This is a genomic window from Tabrizicola oligotrophica (assembly GCF_011008935.1).
Taxonomy (GTDB): domain Bacteria; phylum Pseudomonadota; class Alphaproteobacteria; order Rhodobacterales; family Rhodobacteraceae; genus Tabrizicola_A; species Tabrizicola_A oligotrophica.
The window spans coordinates 226,442-244,667 of sequence record NZ_JAAIVJ010000002.1 but is presented as its reverse complement, the minus strand read 5'-3'; the positions used below and the strand labels follow the sequence as shown (position 1 = coordinate 244,667).

The 18,226-nt window shown below is 65.5% G+C and carries 18 protein-coding genes; 14 read left to right on the top strand and 4 right to left on the bottom strand.

The genetic code is table 11. The features are described from left to right. Positions 1-639 (top strand): LON peptidase substrate-binding domain-containing protein, encoded by a 639-nt coding sequence (locus G4Z14_RS05230; RefSeq protein WP_164623730.1) that lies wholly within the window; start codon positions 1-3, stop codon positions 637-639. Further along, positions 636-821 carry a Trm112 family protein gene (locus G4Z14_RS05225; RefSeq protein WP_164623729.1) on the top strand — a complete coding sequence of 62 codons (186 nt, stop codon included), beginning with the start codon at positions 636-638 and terminating at the stop codon, positions 819-821. The genes G4Z14_RS05230 and G4Z14_RS05225 overlap by 4 nt, the downstream gene beginning before the upstream one ends. Positions 822-895: 74 nt before the next feature. Here G4Z14_RS05225 and G4Z14_RS05220 read toward each other — a convergent pair whose 3' ends face one another. Continuing rightward, positions 896-2,125: an FAD-dependent monooxygenase gene (locus G4Z14_RS05220; protein WP_164623728.1), complete on the bottom strand. Its 1,230-nt coding sequence runs from the start codon at positions 2,123-2,125 to the stop codon at positions 896-898. A 76-nt stretch (positions 2,126-2,201) separates the two neighbouring features. Here G4Z14_RS05220 and G4Z14_RS05215 point away from each other — a divergent pair, with 76 nt between their 5' ends. From G4Z14_RS05215 to G4Z14_RS05200, 4 genes are all read left to right on the top strand, one after another. Then, the gene (locus G4Z14_RS05215; protein ID WP_164623727.1) at positions 2,202-3,533 is read left to right on the top strand and encodes an amidase; all 1,332 of its coding nucleotides are present in this window, start codon (positions 2,202-2,204) and stop codon (positions 3,531-3,533) included. A gap of 207 nt (positions 3,534-3,740) precedes the next feature. Next, positions 3,741-4,925, top strand: a complete 1,185-nt coding sequence (locus G4Z14_RS05210) for an aminotransferase class I/II-fold pyridoxal phosphate-dependent enzyme (protein WP_164623726.1) — start codon at positions 3,741-3,743, stop codon at positions 4,923-4,925. Positions 4,926-4,928: 3 nt separating this feature from the next. Next, the gene (locus G4Z14_RS05205) at positions 4,929-7,919 is read left to right on the top strand and encodes a DNA translocase FtsK (protein WP_164623725.1); all 2,991 of its coding nucleotides are present in this window, start codon (positions 4,929-4,931) and stop codon (positions 7,917-7,919) included. Between the two features lie 195 nt (positions 7,920-8,114). Continuing rightward, positions 8,115-8,723, top strand: coding sequence for a LolA family protein (locus G4Z14_RS05200; protein WP_164623724.1), 609 nt, complete (start codon positions 8,115-8,117; stop codon positions 8,721-8,723). Positions 8,724-8,726: 3 nt separating this feature from the next. Here G4Z14_RS05200 and G4Z14_RS05195 read toward each other — a convergent pair whose 3' ends face one another. Next, positions 8,727-9,308 carry a transglycosylase SLT domain-containing protein gene (locus tag G4Z14_RS05195; protein ID WP_164623723.1) on the bottom strand — a complete coding sequence of 194 codons (582 nt, stop codon included), beginning with the start codon at positions 9,306-9,308 and terminating at the stop codon, positions 8,727-8,729. 231 nt (positions 9,309-9,539) lie between these two features. Between G4Z14_RS05195 and hspQ the strand changes: the two genes are divergently transcribed. The 6 genes from hspQ to G4Z14_RS19145 all read left to right on the top strand — a co-directional run bounded on the left by hspQ (position 9,540) and on the right by G4Z14_RS19145 (position 13,837). Next, positions 9,540-9,866 (top strand): heat shock protein HspQ, encoded by a 327-nt coding sequence (gene hspQ, locus G4Z14_RS05190; protein ID WP_164623722.1) that lies wholly within the window; start codon positions 9,540-9,542, stop codon positions 9,864-9,866. Between the two features lie 80 nt (positions 9,867-9,946). After that, positions 9,947-10,285, top strand: coding sequence for an STAS domain-containing protein (locus tag G4Z14_RS05185; RefSeq protein ID WP_164623721.1), 339 nt, complete (start codon positions 9,947-9,949; stop codon positions 10,283-10,285). Beyond that, positions 10,275-10,817: an ATP-binding protein gene (locus tag G4Z14_RS05180; protein ID WP_164623720.1), complete on the top strand. Its 543-nt coding sequence runs from the start codon at positions 10,275-10,277 to the stop codon at positions 10,815-10,817. The genes G4Z14_RS05185 and G4Z14_RS05180 overlap by 11 nt, the downstream gene beginning before the upstream one ends. A 236-nt stretch (positions 10,818-11,053) precedes the next feature. Beyond that, a complete protein-coding gene (locus G4Z14_RS05175; protein WP_164623719.1) occupies positions 11,054-12,625 on the top strand; it encodes a gamma-glutamyltransferase family protein in 1,572 nt (523 codons plus the stop codon). Position 12,626: 1 nt separating this feature from the next. Continuing rightward, on the top strand, positions 12,627-13,079 hold the full coding sequence (locus tag G4Z14_RS05170; RefSeq protein ID WP_164623718.1) for a GAF domain-containing protein: 453 nt from the start codon (positions 12,627-12,629) through the stop codon (positions 13,077-13,079). Next, on the top strand, positions 13,079-13,837 hold the full coding sequence (locus G4Z14_RS19145) for a GFA family protein (RefSeq protein ID WP_321573009.1): 759 nt from the start codon (positions 13,079-13,081) through the stop codon (positions 13,835-13,837). The genes G4Z14_RS05170 and G4Z14_RS19145 overlap by 1 nt, the downstream gene beginning before the upstream one ends. Before the next feature lie 9 nt (positions 13,838-13,846). On the opposite strand, the gene G4Z14_RS05155 is transcribed toward G4Z14_RS19145, so the two are convergent. Next, positions 13,847-14,314, bottom strand: coding sequence for a GNAT family N-acetyltransferase (locus G4Z14_RS05155; protein WP_164623717.1), 468 nt, complete (start codon positions 14,312-14,314; stop codon positions 13,847-13,849). Continuing rightward, complete coding sequence (serB, locus tag G4Z14_RS05150) at positions 14,311-15,186, bottom strand: phosphoserine phosphatase SerB (RefSeq protein ID WP_164623716.1); 876 nt, start codon at positions 15,184-15,186, stop codon at positions 14,311-14,313. The genes G4Z14_RS05155 and serB overlap by 4 nt, the downstream gene beginning before the upstream one ends. A 152-nt stretch (positions 15,187-15,338) precedes the next feature. Between serB and G4Z14_RS05145 the strand changes: the two genes are divergently transcribed. Further along, positions 15,339-16,496 carry a phosphoserine transaminase gene (locus G4Z14_RS05145; protein ID WP_164623715.1) on the top strand — a complete coding sequence of 386 codons (1,158 nt, stop codon included), beginning with the start codon at positions 15,339-15,341 and terminating at the stop codon, positions 16,494-16,496. A gap of 64 nt (positions 16,497-16,560) precedes the next feature. After that, positions 16,561-18,153 carry a phosphoglycerate dehydrogenase gene (gene serA, locus G4Z14_RS05140; protein WP_164623714.1) on the top strand — a complete coding sequence of 531 codons (1,593 nt, stop codon included), beginning with the start codon at positions 16,561-16,563 and terminating at the stop codon, positions 18,151-18,153. Positions 18,154-18,226 lie beyond the last annotated feature (73 nt).

Below are 18,226 nucleotides of genomic sequence, written 5' to 3'. Positions count from 1 at the left end.
ATGACCCGTCTGGACCTGCCCGAGATCATCCCGCTTTTCCCGCTGCCCGGCGCGCTCTTGCTGCCCCGGACGCGGTTGCCGCTGCACATCTTCGAGCCGCGCTATCTGGCCATGCTGGAGGACAGCCTGAAAACCCCCACCCGGCTGATCGGCATGATCCAGCCGCGCGAGGGGCCGGGGGGCGAGAAGCTGCTCTCCTCCATCGGCTGCGCCGGCCGGGTGACGGCGTTTTCGGAAACCGAAGATGGCCGCTACATGATCACGCTTTCGGGCATCAGCCGCTTTCGTCTGCGCGATGAGGTGCAGGGCTTCACCCCCTATCGCCGGGCGCTGGTGGACTGGTCGGCGTTTGCCCGCGACATCGGGGCGGTCGAAGATGACCCCGAGTTGGACCGTGCGTCCCTTCTTGACCGCCTGGCGCGCTTTTTTGCGCATCACAAGCTCGGCACAGATTGGGAAAGCCTGCAGGGGGCAGAGCCGGAGTTGCTCATCAATGCGCTTTCCATGCTCTTGCCGCTTGCCCCCGAGGACAAGCAGGCGTTGCTGGAGGCCCCGTCGCTGGCAACGCGGCGCGAGACGCTGGTGACGCTGATGGAATTCTCCTTGCGATCAGGCGATGGGGACGAGGTGCTGCAATGAGCGAAAGCCAGACCGAAACCGACCGCCGCATGCTCGAAGCGCTGGTCTGCCCGCTGACGCAAGCGGTGCTGACCTATGACGCCGAGGCGCAGGAACTGATCTCCAAGGCCGCGCATCTGGCCTACCCGATCCGCGACGGCATCCCGGTGATGCTTGTCTCCGAAGCGCGCAAGACCGACTGAGCCCTCCTCGTCGCCGGTCCGCCGCTCGTCGGCCATCGCCACGACGCGCGGCGCAGCCGACCGGGGAGTGGCGCTCAGATTGCCTGACCGGCCAGAAGTTTCGGCAGTTCGCCCTGCAGGCCAGCGGCCTGCCGCATGAAGCCGCGCCGCAGGCCAGGCAGGGCGTTGACAATGCCCAGCCCCAGATCGCGCCCGGCGCGCAGGATCGGATTGTCATTGGAAAACAGCCGGTTGACGCTGTCCATTCCCAGGGCCAGCGCTGTGGAATCGAATCGCCGCCAGCGTTCATATCGCTGCAGAACATCCAGGGCACCGATCTCTTCGCCGCGCCGCGCCGCCAGGATCAGAACCTCGGCCAGCGCCCCAACATCGCGAAAGCCAAGGTTCAGCCCCTGCCCCGCAATCGGATGCACCCCATGCGCGGCATCGCCCACCAGCGCAAGTCCCGGGCGCACGAAAGCCTCGGCCAGTGTCAGATTGAGCGGATAGGTAAACCGCGCGCCGGCAAGCGAAATCTCGCCCAGAAAATCGCCGAAGCGGGGCCGCAGGGCTTCAAGATAGCCGGCGTCGTCCAGCGCCTGAATGGCCGCCGCCGCCGCGTCCGCCTCGCTCCAGACGATGGAGGAGTGATGCCCGCCGGGCAGGGGCAGGATCGCCAGCGGCCCCGACGGCATGAAATACTGATGTGCCGTGCCCTCATGGTTGCGTTCGTGCCGCACCGCGGTCACCAGCGCAGTCTGGCCATAGCCCCAGCCTTGTCGCTTGATCCCGGCACGTTCGGCCACGCCCGAGGCACGGCCATCGCAGCCGACCAGAACCCGCCCCCGCAAGACCCGCCCCGAGGCAAGCGTCACCGTCACCCCTTGCGGCGCACCATCTTGCGCGACAACGGTTTCGCCGGAAATCAGCTCCAGTCCCGGCGCGCTGCGCATTGCCTCCAGAAAGGCCGCGTAGAGGTGGCGATCCTCGACCATGTAGCCCATCGGGCCTTCTTCCAGCTCGCCGGCGTCAAAGGTCAGGAAGAAGGGCGCCGGGCCCTGACCGGGCCGGCCGTCGCTTGCCTTGATCTTCAGGATCGGCTGAACCTTGCCGTCCAGCGCGCCCCAGACCCCGATCGCCGCCAGAAGGCGTTTCGAGGCGATCGCCAACGCATAGGCCCGCCCGTCGAACCCCGCCTCGGCACGCTGCGGCGCGGGCCGGGCGTCGATCACCGCCACCCGCAGGCCACCCTGCGCCAGCGCCAGCCCCAGGGCCGGGCCATTCAGCCCGCCGCCCACGATCAGAATATCGGCATCATGTTCCATCCCCCCAATATGGTCCGCCGCGCGGGATTGTCCATGCGCTGGCTTGCCGCTAGCCTGCCGCCAAACGGAGGGGGCAATGTCGAAAACCTGGACCAACATGACGGCCTGCGATCTGGGCCGCGCCATCGGCAAGGGCACCATCAACCCGGTGGAACTGACCGAATTCTTCCTTGACCGGATCGACAGCCACCCGCTTTCGCCCCGCATCTATGCCCGTGCCACAGCCGTCCGCGCGCGCGGCGAGGCGATGGGCGCGGCGACCCGCGCCAAGATCGGCTTGCGCAAGGGCCTCTTGGACGGTGTGCCACTGAGCTGGAAGGACCTCTACGACACGGCGGGCGTGGCGACCGAGGCCGGTTCGGCCCTGCTGAAAGGCCGCGTGCCGCAGGCCGATGCCGCTGTTCTGACGGCGGCAACCGGCGAAGGACTGGTCTGCCTTGGCAAGACCCATATGTCGGAACTGGCATTCTCCGGGCTGGGCCTGAACCCGGTCACCGCGACAAGCCCTTGCATCAACGACGAAAAAGCCGTTCCGGGCGGATCGTCGTCCGGGGCCGCCGCTTCGGTCGCCTTCGGGCTGGCGCCGGCCGCGATTGGCTCGGACACCGGCGGGTCGGTGCGGATTCCAGCGGCGTGGAACGATCTGGTCGGCTTGAAGACCACCGCCGGGCGCTTGTCGCTGGCCGGGGTGGTGCCGCTGTGCGAGACCTTCGACACCGTTGGCCCGCTGGCCCATTCGGTCGAGGATTGCGCGCATCTGCTGGCCGCGCTGGAGAACCGCCGCGCGCCGGATCTTGACGGCACCAGCCTGACCGGCGCCCGGTTTCTGGTGTTGGAAACCGTGGCGCATGATGATCTGCGCGACCGCCCGGCACGAGGCTTTGACGATGCGCTGGCCCGGCTGGCGCGCGCCGGGGCGCGCATCAATCGCGGCCGCTTCCCCGCGCTGGTCGAAGCGATGGGCCTGACCGGCCTTCTCTACACCGCCGAGGCCTATGGCATCTGGGAACCCGTGATCGAAGCCGCGCCGGACAAGATGTTCCCGCGCATCCTGGAACGCTTTCGCTCGGGTGCGGCGTTCAAGGCGACCGATTATGTCGCCGCCTGGCGCCGGTTGCGGGAGATTCGCGGACTTTGGGCCGAGACGATGGCGGGCTATGACGCGGTGCTGGTGCCGACCTCGCCGATCCTGCCGCCCGATGCCGACCGGCTGATGACCGATCAGGACTATTACGTCACCGAAAACCTGCTGGCGCTGCGCAACGCCCGGATCGGCAACATGATGGGGCTTTGCGCGCTGACCCTGCCGACGGCGGAACCTTCCTGTGGCATCAGCCTGATGGCTGGGCCAATGGAGGAGGACCGGCTGCTGCGTCTGGGCACAGCGGCCGAACGCGCCCTGGCCTGAGACGCCGGGCAGCCCCCTCCCCATCCCTTCCCCACAAGGGGGGGAGCCACCCTGTCGACCCTGCGCGCGCCCCTTGCCAAACAGGACGAAAAAGCAACAGCTTGTGCGGGCAAACCCGGGAATCCCATGGGTTTTTCTGGACCCGCGCGCAATCGCCCGCTAATCTTGGGCAAACGGGGCGATACGACCCCGGGCATGAGGCAAGACATGGCGTTTCCTGAGCGGTTTTCGAACCTGCCGGATTATGCGTTTCCGCGGCTGCGGAAACTTCTCGATGCGCACGCTCCGGGCGGCGATCCCGTCGCCATGACCATTGGCGAGCCGCGGCATGCGATGCCCGATTTTGTCGGCCCGATCCTTGCCGCGAACCTGTCGGGCTTTGGCGTCTATCCGCCCAATGACGGCACGCCCGAACTTCTGTCGGCCATCACCGGCTGGATCCGGCGGCGCTACAACGCGGCGCTTGCGGATGATCAGGTCATGGTGCTGAACGGCACGCGCGAGGGGCTTTACAACGCGCTCATCGCCACCTGCCCGGAAACCAAGAACGGCGCGCGGCCCGTGGTCCTGATGCCGAACCCGTTCTATCAGGTCTATGCCGTTGCCGCGCTGACGGTCGGGGCGGAGCCGCTCTATGTCCCCGCCACGGCCGCAACCGGCTTTTTGCCCGATTATGCCAGCCTTCCGGCGGCAACCCTTGAGCGGGTTGCCGTGGCCTATCTCTGCTCGCCCGCCAATCCGCAGGGCGCGGTGGCCAGCCGGGACTATTGGAAAACCTTGCTGGCACTGGCGGAAAAGCATGATTTCCTGATCTTCGCCGACGAATGCTATTCCGAGATCTGGCGCTCTGCGCCGCCCCCCGGCGCGCTGGAGGTGGCAGCCGAAGTCGGCGCGAATCCCGAACGGGTGTTTTCTTTCCATTCGCTGTCGAAACGGTCGAACCTGCCTGGCCTGCGGTCGGGTTTCGTTGCCGGCGGGCGCGAAGGCATCGCCCGCATGCGCAAGCTGCGCAGCTTTGCCGGCGCCCCCCTGCCGCTGCCGATCCAGCGCGTCTCGGAAGCGGCCTGGGCCGATGAGAGCCATGTTGCCGAAAACCGGGCGCTTTATCAGGACAAGTTCCGGGCGGCGGATGAAATCTTCAAGGGTCTGCAGGGGTTTCAATGCCCCGAGGGCGGCTTCTTCCTGTGGCTGCCGGTCGAGGACGGCGAGACGGCGGCGCTGAAGCTTTGGCGCGAGACCGGGGTGCGGGTTCTGCCCGGCGCCTACCTGTCGCGCGATGTCGGGGGCGAGAACCCCGGAAAATCCTATCTCCGGGTCGCGCTTGTGGCCCCAATGCAAGAAATGCAGCGCGGGTTGACCACCCTTCGCGACTGTCTCTATGGGCGAGGCTAAGACATGGCATCCTATCAGATCCGCCAACGCGATCCGCTTCTCGATCAGGGCACGCAGGCCATGCTGGAACGCCGCTCGCGCGAGTTGTTCGGGCTGGGGGTGATTGCTCTGGGCTTCGCGTTTCTGGTGATGCTCTGGACCTATTCGCCGCAAGACCCCGGCTGGATGGTCGCCTCGGACAAGCCGGTTTCGAACGCGCTGGGCGCATTCGGGGCCGCGCTGGCGTCGACGCTTGTCATCATCGTCGGCAAGGGCGCCTGGGCCATTCCCTTCATCCTGACCGCCTGGGGCGCACGCTTTGTCAGCCATCGCGGCGCCGAGCGGGTGTTGAGCCGGATGGTCTTTGCCGTCATCGCGATTGCCGTGGCGGCGGTCTACTGCGCGACGCTGGTTCCGGGGGCGGACTGGACGCATTCCTTCGGGCTGGGCGGGCTTTTTGGCGATACGGTCGTCGGCGCGGCGCTTGGCCTTCTGCCGCTCGGTGCGGGTCTGGCGCTGAAACTTCTGTCGCTGGCCACCGGCACGGTGCTGATCGTCCTCATGGCCTTTGTCATGGGCTTTACCGTGCCGGAAATCCGCAGCCTTGGCGCGTTTCTGCTGACCAGCCTCGTGCTGACCTATTCCGGCCTGCTTGGAGCGGCAAACAAGGGCGCACAGGGCACCGCCCGCGCCGCCGCTGCGATGCAGGATCGCCGCAAGGCATCGGCGCCCGCGATGCCCGAAGCCGCGCGCGGCGTTGTCCGTCGTGCCATCCAACCGGTCGAGGCAGACGCCCCCCCGATGGCTCCGCCGCCTTTTGGCCGCCCGACCACCATGAGTCCCGCGCCCCTGCGCGCCGAAGCCCGTTATGCCGAACCGCTGGCCGAAGCCCCGCAATACGCCCCCCCGCGCGAGAAGGTCGGGCTTCTCGCCCGCATGCCCGCCCTGTTGCGTCGCGCGGTCGAGCCGGAACCCGAGCTGGTGGAACCGATGCCGGCGCATGACCACGACTTCGACGACCTGCCCGACGATGATCGCATCAAGGCCCGCATCTCCAGCGCTGTCCGGGCCCGCACCCGCACCCCCGAAGCGGCCCTGACCCCGATTGCCGCGGCCATCCAGCGCCGCGAACCGGGCCTGACCCGGCCGCGCGGTCCGCAGCCGCTGCTCGCCGACACCCGCCCGCCTGCCGCGCCGGGCTTCCGCGCAGAGCCGCCGGTCGTGGCGCCGTTCAAGGCCCCAGTTGCGCCTCAGGTCCAGCAGCCCAATGCCTTTGCGCCGGGAGACTATGACGAGACCGCCTTTCCCGAGGCCATCGAGGAGGATTTCGGGGCCATCGAAACCGCTTGGCCGGCCGAACCCTATGCCGATCCCGCACCGCGCGTGACCCCGGTCATGCTGGACCGCCGCCCGGTGGTGCAGCATGCGGTGAAAAAACCGGTCGCGCCCTCGACCCGCGCCATGGCCGAGGCCCAACCCCGCCTGCGCTTTGACGATGCCGCGCCGGAGTATGAACTGCCGCCCTTGTCGCTGCTGACCAACCCGACCTCGATCCAGCGCCACGCACTTTCCGACGAGTCGCTCGAAGAAAACGCCCGCATGCTGGAAACCGTGCTGGACGATTACGGGGTGAAGGGCGAGATCGTCTCGGTCCGTCCCGGCCCGGTCGTCACCATGTACGAACTGGAACCGGCGCCGGGCCTGAAGGCCAGCCGGGTGATCGGTCTGGCCGATGACATCGCGCGGTCGATGTCGGCGCTGTCGGCCCGCGTCTCTACCGTGCCGGGCCGCACGGTCATCGGCATCGAACTGCCGAACGCGCACCGCGAAAAGGTCGTGCTGCGCGAGATCCTCGCCGCCCGTGACTTCGGCGACTCGAACCTGCGGCTTCCCCTCGCCTTGGGCAAGGATATCGGCGGTGATCCGGTGGTGGCCAACCTTGCCAAGATGCCCCACCTGCTGATCGCCGGGACCACGGGTTCTGGCAAGTCGGTGGCGATCAACACCATGATCCTGTCGCTTCTTTACAAGCTGACGCCCGAGGAATGCCGGCTCATCATGATCGACCCGAAAATGCTGGAACTTTCCGTCTATGACGGCATTCCGCATCTGCTGTCGCCCGTCGTCACCGACCCGAAGAAGGCCGTCGTCGCCCTGAAATGGGTCGTGGGTGAGATGGAAGAGCGCTATCGCAAGATGTCCAAGATGGGCGTGCGCAACATCGAAGGCTATAACGGCCGGGTGAAAGAGGCGCTCGCCAAGGGCGAGATGTTCAAGCGCACCATCCAGACCGGGTTCGATGAGGAAACTGGTGATCCCGTGTTCGAGACCGAAGAATTTGCCCCGGTCTCGCTGCCCTATATCGTGGTGATCGTTGACGAAATGGCCGACCTGATGATGGTCGCGGGCAAGGAAATCGAGGCCTGCATCCAGCGCCTTGCGCAGATGGCGCGGGCCTCTGGCATCCACCTCATCATGGCCACGCAGCGGCCTTCGGTTGACGTGATTACCGGCACCATCAAGGCGAACTTCCCCACCCGGATTTCCTTCCAGGTGACGTCGAAGATCGACAGCCGCACCATCCTTGGCGAACAAGGCGCCGAGCAGCTTCTGGGCATGGGCGACATGCTTTACATGGCGGGCGGCGGGCGGATCAGCCGTATCCACGGGCCGTTCGTGTCGGATGAGGAAGTCGAGGAGGTGGTGAACCACCTGAAATCCTTCGGCCCGCCCAGCTATATGTCGGGCGTCGTGGAAGGCCCCGAGGACGACGCGGCTTCCGACATCGACATGGTGCTGGGGCTTGGCGGCGGCGACAGCTCCGACGATGCGCTTTACGATCAGGCGGTGGCGATTGTCGCCAAGGACCGCAAATGCTCGACCTCTTACATCCAGCGCAAACTGGGCATCGGCTATAACAAGGCCGCGCGTCTGGTGGAGCAGATGGAGGAAGAGGGCGTGGTCACCCCCGCGAACCATGTCGGCAAACGCGAGATTCTGGTGCCGGAACGCTGAGACCACCAAGACCCGCAGGGTGGGGCTCTACCCCACCTGCCCCACCGGAGGCCGAGCTTTCACTGCGCCCCTCGCAGGTCGGTGCTCACCCCGGCTCTCTCCCGCATCTCCCCTCACAAAACCCCTCTCGGCACCTCTCCGCCAGTTGATGCACCGGGGGGTGCGGCAGGACACGGGATGGCCTATATAACCCCCATGAAACCGCTCCGCGCCCTCCTCGCCCCGCTTGCCGTTCTGGCCTTTTCCGCCCCCGCCTTCGCGGACAAGATCGCGCTTGCAGACCTGTCGGCCTATCTCAACAAGCTGGAGACGGTGCAATCGGACTTCACGCAGGTGAACGCGGACGGCTCGGTCTCGCTGGGCAAGATCTTCATCAAGCGCCCCGGCCGGGTGCGGTTCGAATACGCCCCGCCGGACAAAAGCCTTGTGCTGGCTTCGGCGGAAACCGTGGCGATCTTTGACGGCAAGTCGAACCAGCCGGCCGAGGAATACCCGCTGAAACGTACGCCGCTGAATCTGATCCTCGCCCCGCAGATCGACCTTGCTCGCGCCCGGATGGTGGTCGGCCACAACGAGGTGGAAAGCACCACCCGCGTCGTGGCACAAGACCCCGAACACCCGGAGTATGGCACGATCGAACTGGTGTTCACCGCCAACCCGGTGACGCTGCGGCAATGGGTCATTACCGACGACCTTGGCCAGCAGACCACCGTCATTCTGGGGGAACTTCAGGCGGTCGCAGACCTGAAGGCCTCGCTCTTCAACATCGTCGAAGAGAAGAGCCGCCGGAAGATCAGGAACTGAGCCTCAGCGGCAGTAGGCCAGCTGGCTTTCATACAGCACCGCCCGCGCACCCACGGCGGCGGCGACCTCCACCAGCCAGGGCTTGTCGAGATAGCTCTGACTGGCATAGCCGGTGCGGCCTTCGTGATAGGCCAGATACTGCGCCTCGGCGTCGAACTTGGAAATCCCGAGCCGCTCGGTCGAATTGTGCATGTACCAACCCATGAAATCGGTCGCATCCTCGATCCGGTCGCGCCGCGCGCGCCGGCCGGCCTCCTCGTCCTGATATTCCTCCCAGGTGCCGTCCAGCGCCTGGCTGTAGCCATAGGCCGAGGATTGCCGCCCCATCGGAATGATGCCCAGCGCAAAGCGGTGCGGGGTGCGGGCATTGCCGATGAATTTCGATTCCTGATAGATCGCCGCCATCTGGACCGAAACCGGCACGCCCCATTTGCTTTCGGCCTTTTGCATGGCCTTCCAATAGGTTGGCCGCTGCGCCAGAATGGCGCAGGCGTCATCCAGATTGCGCGGCGCCCTGGAATTGCTGCCCCCGCCACAGGAGGCGACCAGCAGCACGAGGATCGCCGCACGGAGAGTTCTGCTCATTTGCCCCTCACGTTCTTGTTTTGCCGCAAGGATAGGCGAAAAACCCGGCAAGGGAAATGCCCTGTCATCGCCAATCGGATCAGATTTCCGTCAGGATTTGCCCATGTTTCGACCAGGTTCTGCCACAATTCCGGCACGAATCAGCACAGACTGTTTCCCTCGCGGCGTTGCGACATCATGGACAAGACCGGCCTTGAGGGATTACTAACCAAGGAAGGAGAGCGCACGCCCATGTTGAAGACCGACGCCAAATACCATATCGGGCAGGTCCTGCGTCACCGGAAGCATCCGTTCCGTGGCGTTGTCTTCGATGTCGACGCGATGTTTTCCAACACCGACGCCTGGTATGACGCCATCCCCGAGGATGCCCGCCCGGACAAGGACCAGCCCTTCTATCACCTGCTGGCCGAGAACGACCAAAGCTATTACGTCGCCTATGTTTCGGAACAGAACCTTGTTCCCGATGAAACCGGCGAGCCCGTTACCCACCCCGACCTGCCCGACCTCTTTGGCGATTTCGAAGATGGCCGCTATCCGCTTCAGTTCCAATTGAACTGATTTCGGCGGCACTGGCTTACACTTCCGTAACCCCTTCGCCCTAGCCTGACCGGATCAACCGGCACGAAAGGGCATATGGGATGGAGCTTTTGGCAAAGGAAAGCGGGGGCATTCTGATCATCCGCGCAACACAGGACAGGATTGATGCCGCCGGCGCGATCCAGTTCAAGGACCGCATGCGCGACCTGACCCAGACCAGCGCCGCGCGGCGCGTGGTTCTGGACATGTCGAACATCGCCTTTCTCGACAGTTCGGGCCTCGGCGCGGTCGTCGCCGTCCTGAAGGCCCTTGCCCCCGACCGCAAGCTGGAGCTTTCGGGCCTGACCCCGACTGTGCAGAAGGTCTTTCGCCTGACGCGGATGGACAGCATCTTCCTGATCCATGAGGCAATGCCGGACGGCTTGCGGCATGCGGGGTGATCTGCCCTCAGACGGTCATCGCGCCGGGCCGCCTCAAGCGGGCCCTTCCGGCGGGGCCTCGAACCCGGGGCCGACAGGTGCCGAACCGGACAAAGCGATGGATGCCTCCTGGACAAAGCTGATCGTTGCCGGAAACACCGAGGCCGTGCGGCGCGCCCTGCTCCACCTGCTGCAAGGCCCGCCTTTTGCCGGACTGAGCCCGGGTTTGCGCAGCGACGCGGAAATCGTGCTGGCCGAGGTTCTGAACAACATCGTCGAACATGCCTACGCCGCGTCGGCCGGAAACATCGAGATCCGGGTCAGGCGGCAGGTCGGCGGGCTGGCCTGCCAGATCCGCGATCATGGCGCCCCCATGCCGGGCCTGAGCTTGCCCGATGGCGCATTTCAGCCTCTGGGCGCCATCGCCGATCTACCCGAGGGCGGGTTCGGCTGGTTCTTGATTCGAAACACTGTCGAGGACCTGCAATATCGTCGCGAAGGCGGGGCCAATCGGCTGTCATTCCTGTTGCCTTATGAACAGTCCAAGTCCTGAGGCGACATTGTTTAAATGGCAACTGAATTGACGCGGAATAGCCACAATTTCCCCCTAAAACGGCCAGACCGAAAGAGCACATTGTCCCTGTAGCTGCATAAAGCTTCCCCCGGCGCGGTGGATCAAAGCCCCCACCCAGTTCACCGCGTCGGGGCACTGACATTCGGAAAGGCCTGCCCCGGCCTTGGCAAATGCCATGCGCCCTCCTAGGCTGATTGCCTTCGGAGGGTTTCTTCATGCGTGATCTTCATCTGCCGGGCCGCTCGGCGATCTATGCGGCCAATGGCGTCTGCGCAACGTCGCACCCGCTGGCCGCCAAAGTCGCGATCGACATTCTGCAGGCCGGCGGAAATGCGGTCGACGCCGCCTTGGCCGGTGCCTTTGTCCTCGGCATTGCCGAGCCCCAGATGTGCGGCATCGGCGGCGACTGCTTCGTGCTGCTGAAACCCGCCGGGACAGAGGATATCCTTGCGCTGAACGGCTCGGGGCGGTCTCCGGCAGGCTATGACGCCGAGGCGATGCGCGCCAAGGGCCACGAAAGCGTTCCCCTGCGCGGCATCGAGCCCGTGACCCTGCCCGGCGCCATGGATGCCTTTTGCCGTCTGTCCGAGGATCACGGCAAGCTGGGACTTGATCGCGTGCTTGCCCCCGCCATCCGCTATGCCGACGACGGCATCCCGGTCGCCCCCCGCGTGGCCTTTGACTGGGCCGATGATGCCGCCGCCTTGCAAGGCGCCGCGCGCGACCATTACCTGATCGGCGGTACGGCCCCGACTCTGGGCCAGATCTTCCGCGCGCCCGGTCAGGCACAGGTGCTGCGCCACATGGCCGCCGAGGGCCGCAAGGGCTTTTACGAAGGCGAGGTGGCCGAAGACATGGTCGCCTCGCTGCGCGCGCTGGGGGGCAGCCATACGCTGGACGATTTCGCGGGTGTGCGTTGCGACTACACCGCGCCGATCTGCGGCCCCTACAAGGGCACGGATCTTTACGAACACCCGCCAAACGGACAGGGCGCGACTGCGATCCTGATGCTGAACATCCTGTCCCATTTCGACCTTGCGGCGCTGGAGCCCTTTGGTACCCAGCGCGCCCATATCGAGGCCGAGGCGGCAAAGCTGGCCTATGATGCCCGCAACCGCTTCATTGCCGATCCCACCACCCGGCTGGATCACATGCTGGCCCCTGAAACCGCGGCAAGGCTGGCCGCGCTGATCGACCCGAAACGCGCCATGGCCGCGGCCAAGCCGTTGACCGAGGCGGTGCACAAGGACACGATCTATATCACCGTCGTCGACCGCGACCGGATGGCGGTCAGCCTGATCTATTCGATCTTCTGGGGCTTCGGATCGGGTCTTGCTTCGACCCGGTTCGGCATCAACTTCCAGAACCGCGGCGCGGGCTTCACGCTGGAGCGCGGCCACCCGAACGAGGCCGGCCCGGGCAAACGGCCGATGCACACCATCATCCCCGGCATGCTGAAACAGGGCGGCCGTGTCACCATGCCCTTCGGCGTGATGGGCGGCGCCTATCAACCCTGCGGCCATGCGCGCTTTGTCACCAACCTGCTGGACTACGGGCTGGACCCGCAGGCAGCGATCGACGCGCCGCGCTGCTTCTCGGGCAGCGACGGCTTGCAGATCGAGCGCGGCTATTCCGGAAAAGTCCGGGCCGAACTGGCGGCAATGGGACACGAGGTGTCGGTTGCGCATGAACCGATCGGCGGGGCGCAGGCCATTGTGATCGGGCAGGACGGGGTGCTGATCGGCGCCTCGGACCCGCGCAAGGACGGCTGTGCTTTGGGGTATTGAAATGGACTACACGGAAATCACTGCCAGCATCCGCGCGCTCTGCCATGGCGAAACCGACACGGTGGCGCTGATGGCCACAGTGGTCTGCGAGATCCACCACGGCCACCCGCTGTCGGACTGGACCGGGTTCTACCGCGTCGTCGGGCCGGAGTTATTGAAGATCGGCCCGTATCAGGGCGGGCATGGCTGTCTGGTCATCCCGTTTTCCCGCGGGGTTTGCGGCGCGGCGGCGCGCACGGGTCAGGTGCAGAATGTGCCCGATGTCGAGGCCTTTGCCGACCACATCGCCTGTTCGTCGACCACGAAATCCGAGCTGGTCCTGCCGGTCTGGAACGGTGCGGGCAAGCTGCTTGGCGTTCTGGATCTCGACAGCAACACCCCAGCCGCGTTCACCAAGGCCGATGAAGCATGGCTGGTGCCGCTTCTGGCAGAAATCTTTGAGAAGGCCAGCTGATGCGCGGTTCCTGCCTTTGCGGTCAGGTCGTGTTCGAGGCCACCCCGGACCGTCACATCATCGCCTGCCATTGCTCGCAATGCCGCAAACAGTCGGGCCATTTCTGGGCCGCCACCTTTGCCTGGCACAAGGATTTCCGGCTGATCCGGTCGCAAGGTCTGCGCTGGTTCAATGCCTCGCCGCAGGCCCGGCGCGGGTTCTGTGGCACTTGCGGGGCGTTCCTGTTCTGGGAACCGGCGGGCGAGGACCGCATCTCCATCGCCGCCGGGGCGTTTGACGGGCCGACCGGCCTGGCCATTGGTGAAAGCTGGTTCAACGAGGACGCGGGCGATTACTATGACCCCGCGGGTGGCCCGCCGCCGGCGCCGTCAAAGGCAGATCGCTTGCAGGGAGGCTGCCTCTGTGGCGCCAACCGCTTTACCCTGCCCGGCCCGATGGGCGCGGTTACGGCCTGCCATTGCAGCCAGTGCCGCAAGACCTCGGGGCATTACGCCGCCAGCTTTGACGCCGAGGAAGCGGCGGTGAATTGGCAAGCCCGCAACGTGGCGGAACATGTCGGCCCCGGCGGCGGCACCCGCGGCTTTTGCCCGACCTGCGCCTCCAGCCTCTATTTTCGTGCCGCTGACGGCAGCTTCTCGATCGAGGCCGGGGCCATCGACAACCCGACCGGCGGCCAGCTTGTCCGTCACATCTTCGTGGCCGACAAGAGCGATTACGACCAGATCACCGACGGGCTGCCGCAGTCTGATCAGGCCTGAAGCCTTGGATCAAAGGTCAAGGCGCCGGTGAACCCGGCCTACCGTGGTGCCGTCCTTCAGCGCAAAGCCGGGGTCCGTCGCGTGATCCCTGAACCCGATGCGGGCGTAATAGGCCAGTCCCGGCACATTGTCGTGGCGGATCGAGGCGTGCAGCGTCCTCAGCCCCGCTCGCCGCGCCGCGATCAGGGTCTGCGCGAAGAGCGCGGCCCCGATGCCCCTGGCCTGAATACCCGGCTCGACGAAGGTGCCGATGTGGGCGTCGCCCTGCCACCAGCCAACGGCTTGCCACCCAAGGATTTTTCCCGCCTCTGCGGCCACAACCGAGGTAACGCAGTCCGGCCCGTCGATGTAGTCCTGCCGGACCTGCAACGCCGATTTCGGCACCTGATGCGCAGTGGTGCCGCCGATGGCGATGATCCGGTTCAGCAGCCCGGACATGGCCTCTGCATCGTCCGGAGCGGCATGTCGAACGATCATTCGGAAAACTCGTCGCGGCTGTAGCCTTGCAGGTAGAGAAGCGCCGTCAGATCGCCGTGGTTCACCCGCACACTGGTTTCTGCCTGCACCGAAGGCTTGGCGTGCAGGGCAACGCCAGTGCCGGCCAGCCCCAGCATGCCAAGGTCATTCGCCCCGTCACCCACCGCAATCGCCTGCGCGGGTGTGAACCCCAGCCGCGCCGAAATCTCCTCCAGCGCCTGCACCTTGGCCGCCTTGCCAAGGATCGGCTCGGCCACCTGCCCGGTCAGCTTGCCACCCTCGACCAAAAGCGTATTGGCGCGGTTCTCGTCAAAGCCCAAGACCCCGGCAATCGCCCCGGTGAACGCCGTGAACCCGCCCGAGACCAGTGCCGCATAGGCCCCGTTTGCCCGCATCGTCGCCACCAGTGCCCGGCCCCCTGGCATCAGCGTGATCCGGCCCTTGATGACGTGGGCAATCACCGCCTCCTCCAGCCCCTTCAGCAGCCCCACCCGCTCGCGCAGCGCCGCTTCGAAATCCAGCTCGCCATTCATGGCCCGGGCGGTGATCGAGGCGACATAATCGCCCACGCCGGCCTCATCGGCCAGCTCGTCGATGCATTCCTGCCGGATCATCGTGCTGTCCATGTCGGCGATCAGCAGGCGCTTTTTCCGCCCCTCTGCCGCCTGCACCGCCAGATCGATTCCCATCGCCTGAAAGCCGTCCCAGACCTGCCAGAGGTTCGCCGGAACAGCCTCCAGCGCGAATTCTGCCGCGACCCCTGGGTCCAGCCAGACAGCGTCGCCGCCGCCCCAGGCGTTGCGCAGCGACTCGACCGCCACGCGGTCCAGCTTCGGGGTTTCGGGGTTGGTCAGCAGCGTGGCTACGAACATCAGAAGTTTCCGATAGTGGAGAGTTGCGTCGCTTTTGTCGGGTGATGCGGCGCTTTAGCGCGATTTTTCCGCTTGTGCCACCCCGAAAGCCCCGATAGCCAAGGTGGCGGGAAACCCCTCCCCACCGAGGGGCGTTTATCTGGAAGGATACCATGACCGACCTGACCGCACCGGCCCAGCGCCCGGCAAACCCGCGCTTTTCCTCTGGCCCCTGCGCCAAGATCCCCGGCTTCTCCCTTGATCTTCTGGCTGACGCGCCGCTTGGCCGCTCGCACCGCGCCGCCGTCGGCAAGGCCAAGCTGAAAGAGGCGATCGACCTTACCCGTGACATTCTCGGCGTCCCCGCCGATTACCGCATCGGCATGGTGCCCGGCTCCGACACCGGCGCCGTGGAAATGGCCATGTGGTCGCTTCTGGGCGCCCGCCCGGTGGAAATGCTGGCCTGGGAAAGCTTCGGAGAAGGCTGGGTGACCGATGTGGTCAAGCAGCTGAAGCTTGACGCCACCGTGAAGAAGGCGCCCTATGGCCAGATCGTCGATCTTGCCACCGTCGATTTCGACAAGGACGTCGTGTTCACCTGGAACGGCACCACCTCGGGCTGCCGCGTGCCGAATGCCGATGCCATCCCGGCCAACCGCGCCGGCCTGACGATCTGCGACGCCACCTCGGCGGCCTTCGCGATGGAGATGGACTGGGCGAAACTCGATGTCGTGACCTTCTCCTGGCAGAAGGTTCTCGGCGGCGAAGGCGCACATGGCATGCTGATCCTTTCCCCCCGCGCCGTCGAACGGCTGGAAACCTACACCCCCGCCTGGCCCCTGCCGAAGATCTTCCGCCTGACCTCGAAGGGCAAGGTTTCCGAAGGCATCTTCGTCGGCGAGACCATCAACACCCCCTCGATGCTGGCGGTGGAAGACTACCTCGTGGCGCTGAAATGGGCGCAATCGGTGGGCGGCCTTGCCGGCCTTGTGAACCGCGCCAAGGCCAATGCCCAGGTGGTCTGGGACTTCTGCGCCGCCAACCCCTGGCTGCAGAATCTGGCGGAAACGACCGAGATCGCCTCGACCACCAGCGTCTGCCTGAAATTCGCCGACGCCCGCATCAAGGACGGCGAGGCTTTCGCCAAGGCCATCGCCAAGCGGCTGGAAAAGGCCGGGGTCGCCTATGACATCGGCGCCTACCGCGACGCCCCGGCGGGCCTGCGGATCTGGTGCGGCTCGACGGTGGAAACCGCCGATGTCGCCGCCCTGATGCCGTGGATCGCCCACGCCTTCGAGGCCGAAATCGCCGCACAAGCGCAAGCCGCCTGAACCGGACGGTGGGCAGGATTGCCCACCCAACCCCTCGCCCCCTCCAAAATCACAGGAGCCCGCCATGGCCCCCCGCGTTCTCGTTTCCGACGAACTTTCCGAAACCGCCGTCCAGATCTTCCGCGACCGCGGTGTCGAGGTCGACTACATGCCGAAACTCGGCAAGGACAAGGAAAAGCTCGCCGAACTCATCCACCAGTATGACGGCCTTGCCATCCGCTCGGCCACCAAGGTCACCGACAAGCTTCTGGCCAATGCCACGAACCTCAAGGTCGTCGGCCGCGCCGGCATCGGGGTCGACAACGTCGACATCCCCGCCGCCTCGAAGAATGGCGTGATCGTGATGAACACGCCCTTCGGCAACTCGGTCACCACCGCCGAACATGCCATCGCCATGATGTTCGCCGTCGCCCGCCAGCTGCCCGAGGCCAATGCCTCCACCCATGCCGGCAAATGGGAAAAGTCGCGCTTCATGGGAGTGGAGCTGTTCAACAAGACCCTTGGCGTCATCGGCGCGGGCAACATCGGCGGCATCGTCTGCGACCGCGCGGTCGGGCTGAAGATGAAGGTCATCGCCTATGATCCCTTCCTGTCGGAAGAACGCGCCAAGGCGCTGGGCGTCACCAAGGTCGAGCTTGACGATCTCCTGCACCGCGCCGATTTCATCACCCTGCATGTGCCGCTGACCGACAAGACCCGCAACATTCTGGGCCGCGAGAATCTTGCAAAAACCCGGAAGGGCGTGCGGATCATCAACTGCGCCCGCGGCGGGCTGATCGACGAGGCGGCGCTGAAGGACGCGCTTGATTCCGGCCACGTCGCAGGTGCCGCGCTCGATGTGTTCGAAACCGAACCGGCCACCGAAAACGTCCTGTTCAACCACCCGAACGTGGTCTGCACCCCCCACCTTGGGGCGTCCACCACCGAAGCGCAGGAAAACGTCGCCCTGCAGGTCGCCGAGCAGATGTCGGACTACCTCTTGACCGGCGCAGTGCAGAACGCGCTCAACATGCCCAACGTCACCGCCGAAGAGGCCGCCGTCATGGGCCCGTGGATCCATCTTGCCGCCCATCTCGGCGCTTTCATCGGCCAGATGACCGAAGAGCCGATCAAGGCGATCAACATTCTTTACGATGGCACTGTGGCCGGCATGAACCTTGCCGCGCTCAATCAGGCAGTGATCGCGGGGGTGCTGAAGCAACAGAACCCCGACGTCAACCTCGTCTCCGCTCCGGTGGTGGCCAAGGACAAGGGCATCCAGATCTCGACCACCCGGCAGGAAAAGACCGGGGTGTTCGACGCCTATATCAAGGTCACGATGGTGACGGACAAGCGCGAGCGTTCGGTCGCCGGCACCTGCTTCTCCGACGGCAAGCCGCGCTTCATCCAGATCAAGGGCATCAACATCGACGCCGAAATCGGCGCCCACATGCTCTACACCACCAATGACGACGTGCCCGGCATCATTGGCCTTCTGGGCATGACCATGGGCAAGAATGGCGTCAACATCGCCAACTTCACCCTTGGCCGTTCCGGTGTGGGGCAGGACGCCATCGCCATCCTCTATCTCGATCAGGCGATCGACCCGAAGGTGGTGCAGACGCTGGAAGCGACCGGCATGTTCCAGCAGGTCAAGGCGCTGCAGTTCGAGGTGTAAGTCCGCTTGCCCTTTCATACTGGTGCAAATATCCCGGGGGTCCGGGGGCTGGCCCCCGGTCCTTTCCGCCCGA

Bases quoted from the DNA above. Each gene is read 5' to 3' on its own strand.
- G4Z14_RS05230 (WP_164623730.1), top strand. From the start codon at position 1: ATGACCCGTCTGGACCTGCCCGAGATCATCCCGCTTTTCCCGCTGCCC.
- G4Z14_RS05225 (WP_164623729.1), top strand. From the start codon at position 636: ATGAGCGAAAGCCAGACCGAAACCGACCGCCGCATGCTCGAAGCGCTG.
- G4Z14_RS05220 (WP_164623728.1), bottom strand. From the start codon at position 2,125: ATGGAACATGATGCCGATATTCTGATCGTGGGCGGCGGGCTGAATGGC.
- G4Z14_RS05215 (WP_164623727.1), top strand. From the start codon at position 2,202: ATGTCGAAAACCTGGACCAACATGACGGCCTGCGATCTGGGCCGCGCC.
- G4Z14_RS05210 (WP_164623726.1), top strand. From the start codon at position 3,741: ATGGCGTTTCCTGAGCGGTTTTCGAACCTGCCGGATTATGCGTTTCCG.
- G4Z14_RS05205 (WP_164623725.1), top strand. From the start codon at position 4,929: ATGGCATCCTATCAGATCCGCCAACGCGATCCGCTTCTCGATCAGGGC.
- G4Z14_RS05200 (WP_164623724.1), top strand. From the start codon at position 8,115: ATGAAACCGCTCCGCGCCCTCCTCGCCCCGCTTGCCGTTCTGGCCTTT.
- G4Z14_RS05195 (WP_164623723.1), bottom strand. From the start codon at position 9,308: ATGAGCAGAACTCTCCGTGCGGCGATCCTCGTGCTGCTGGTCGCCTCC.
- hspQ (WP_164623722.1), top strand. From the start codon at position 9,540: ATGTTGAAGACCGACGCCAAATACCATATCGGGCAGGTCCTGCGTCAC.
- G4Z14_RS05185 (WP_164623721.1), top strand. From the start codon at position 9,947: ATGGAGCTTTTGGCAAAGGAAAGCGGGGGCATTCTGATCATCCGCGCA.
- G4Z14_RS05180 (WP_164623720.1), top strand. From the start codon at position 10,275: ATGCGGGGTGATCTGCCCTCAGACGGTCATCGCGCCGGGCCGCCTCAA.
- G4Z14_RS05175 (WP_164623719.1), top strand. From the start codon at position 11,054: ATGCGTGATCTTCATCTGCCGGGCCGCTCGGCGATCTATGCGGCCAAT.
- G4Z14_RS05170 (WP_164623718.1), top strand. From the start codon at position 12,627: ATGGACTACACGGAAATCACTGCCAGCATCCGCGCGCTCTGCCATGGC.
- G4Z14_RS19145 (WP_321573009.1), top strand. From the start codon at position 13,079: ATGCGCGGTTCCTGCCTTTGCGGTCAGGTCGTGTTCGAGGCCACCCCG.
- G4Z14_RS05155 (WP_164623717.1), bottom strand. From the start codon at position 14,314: ATGATCGTTCGACATGCCGCTCCGGACGATGCAGAGGCCATGTCCGGG.
- serB (WP_164623716.1), bottom strand. From the start codon at position 15,186: ATGTTCGTAGCCACGCTGCTGACCAACCCCGAAACCCCGAAGCTGGAC.
- G4Z14_RS05145 (WP_164623715.1), top strand. From the start codon at position 15,339: ATGACCGACCTGACCGCACCGGCCCAGCGCCCGGCAAACCCGCGCTTT.
- serA (WP_164623714.1), top strand. From the start codon at position 16,561: ATGGCCCCCCGCGTTCTCGTTTCCGACGAACTTTCCGAAACCGCCGTC.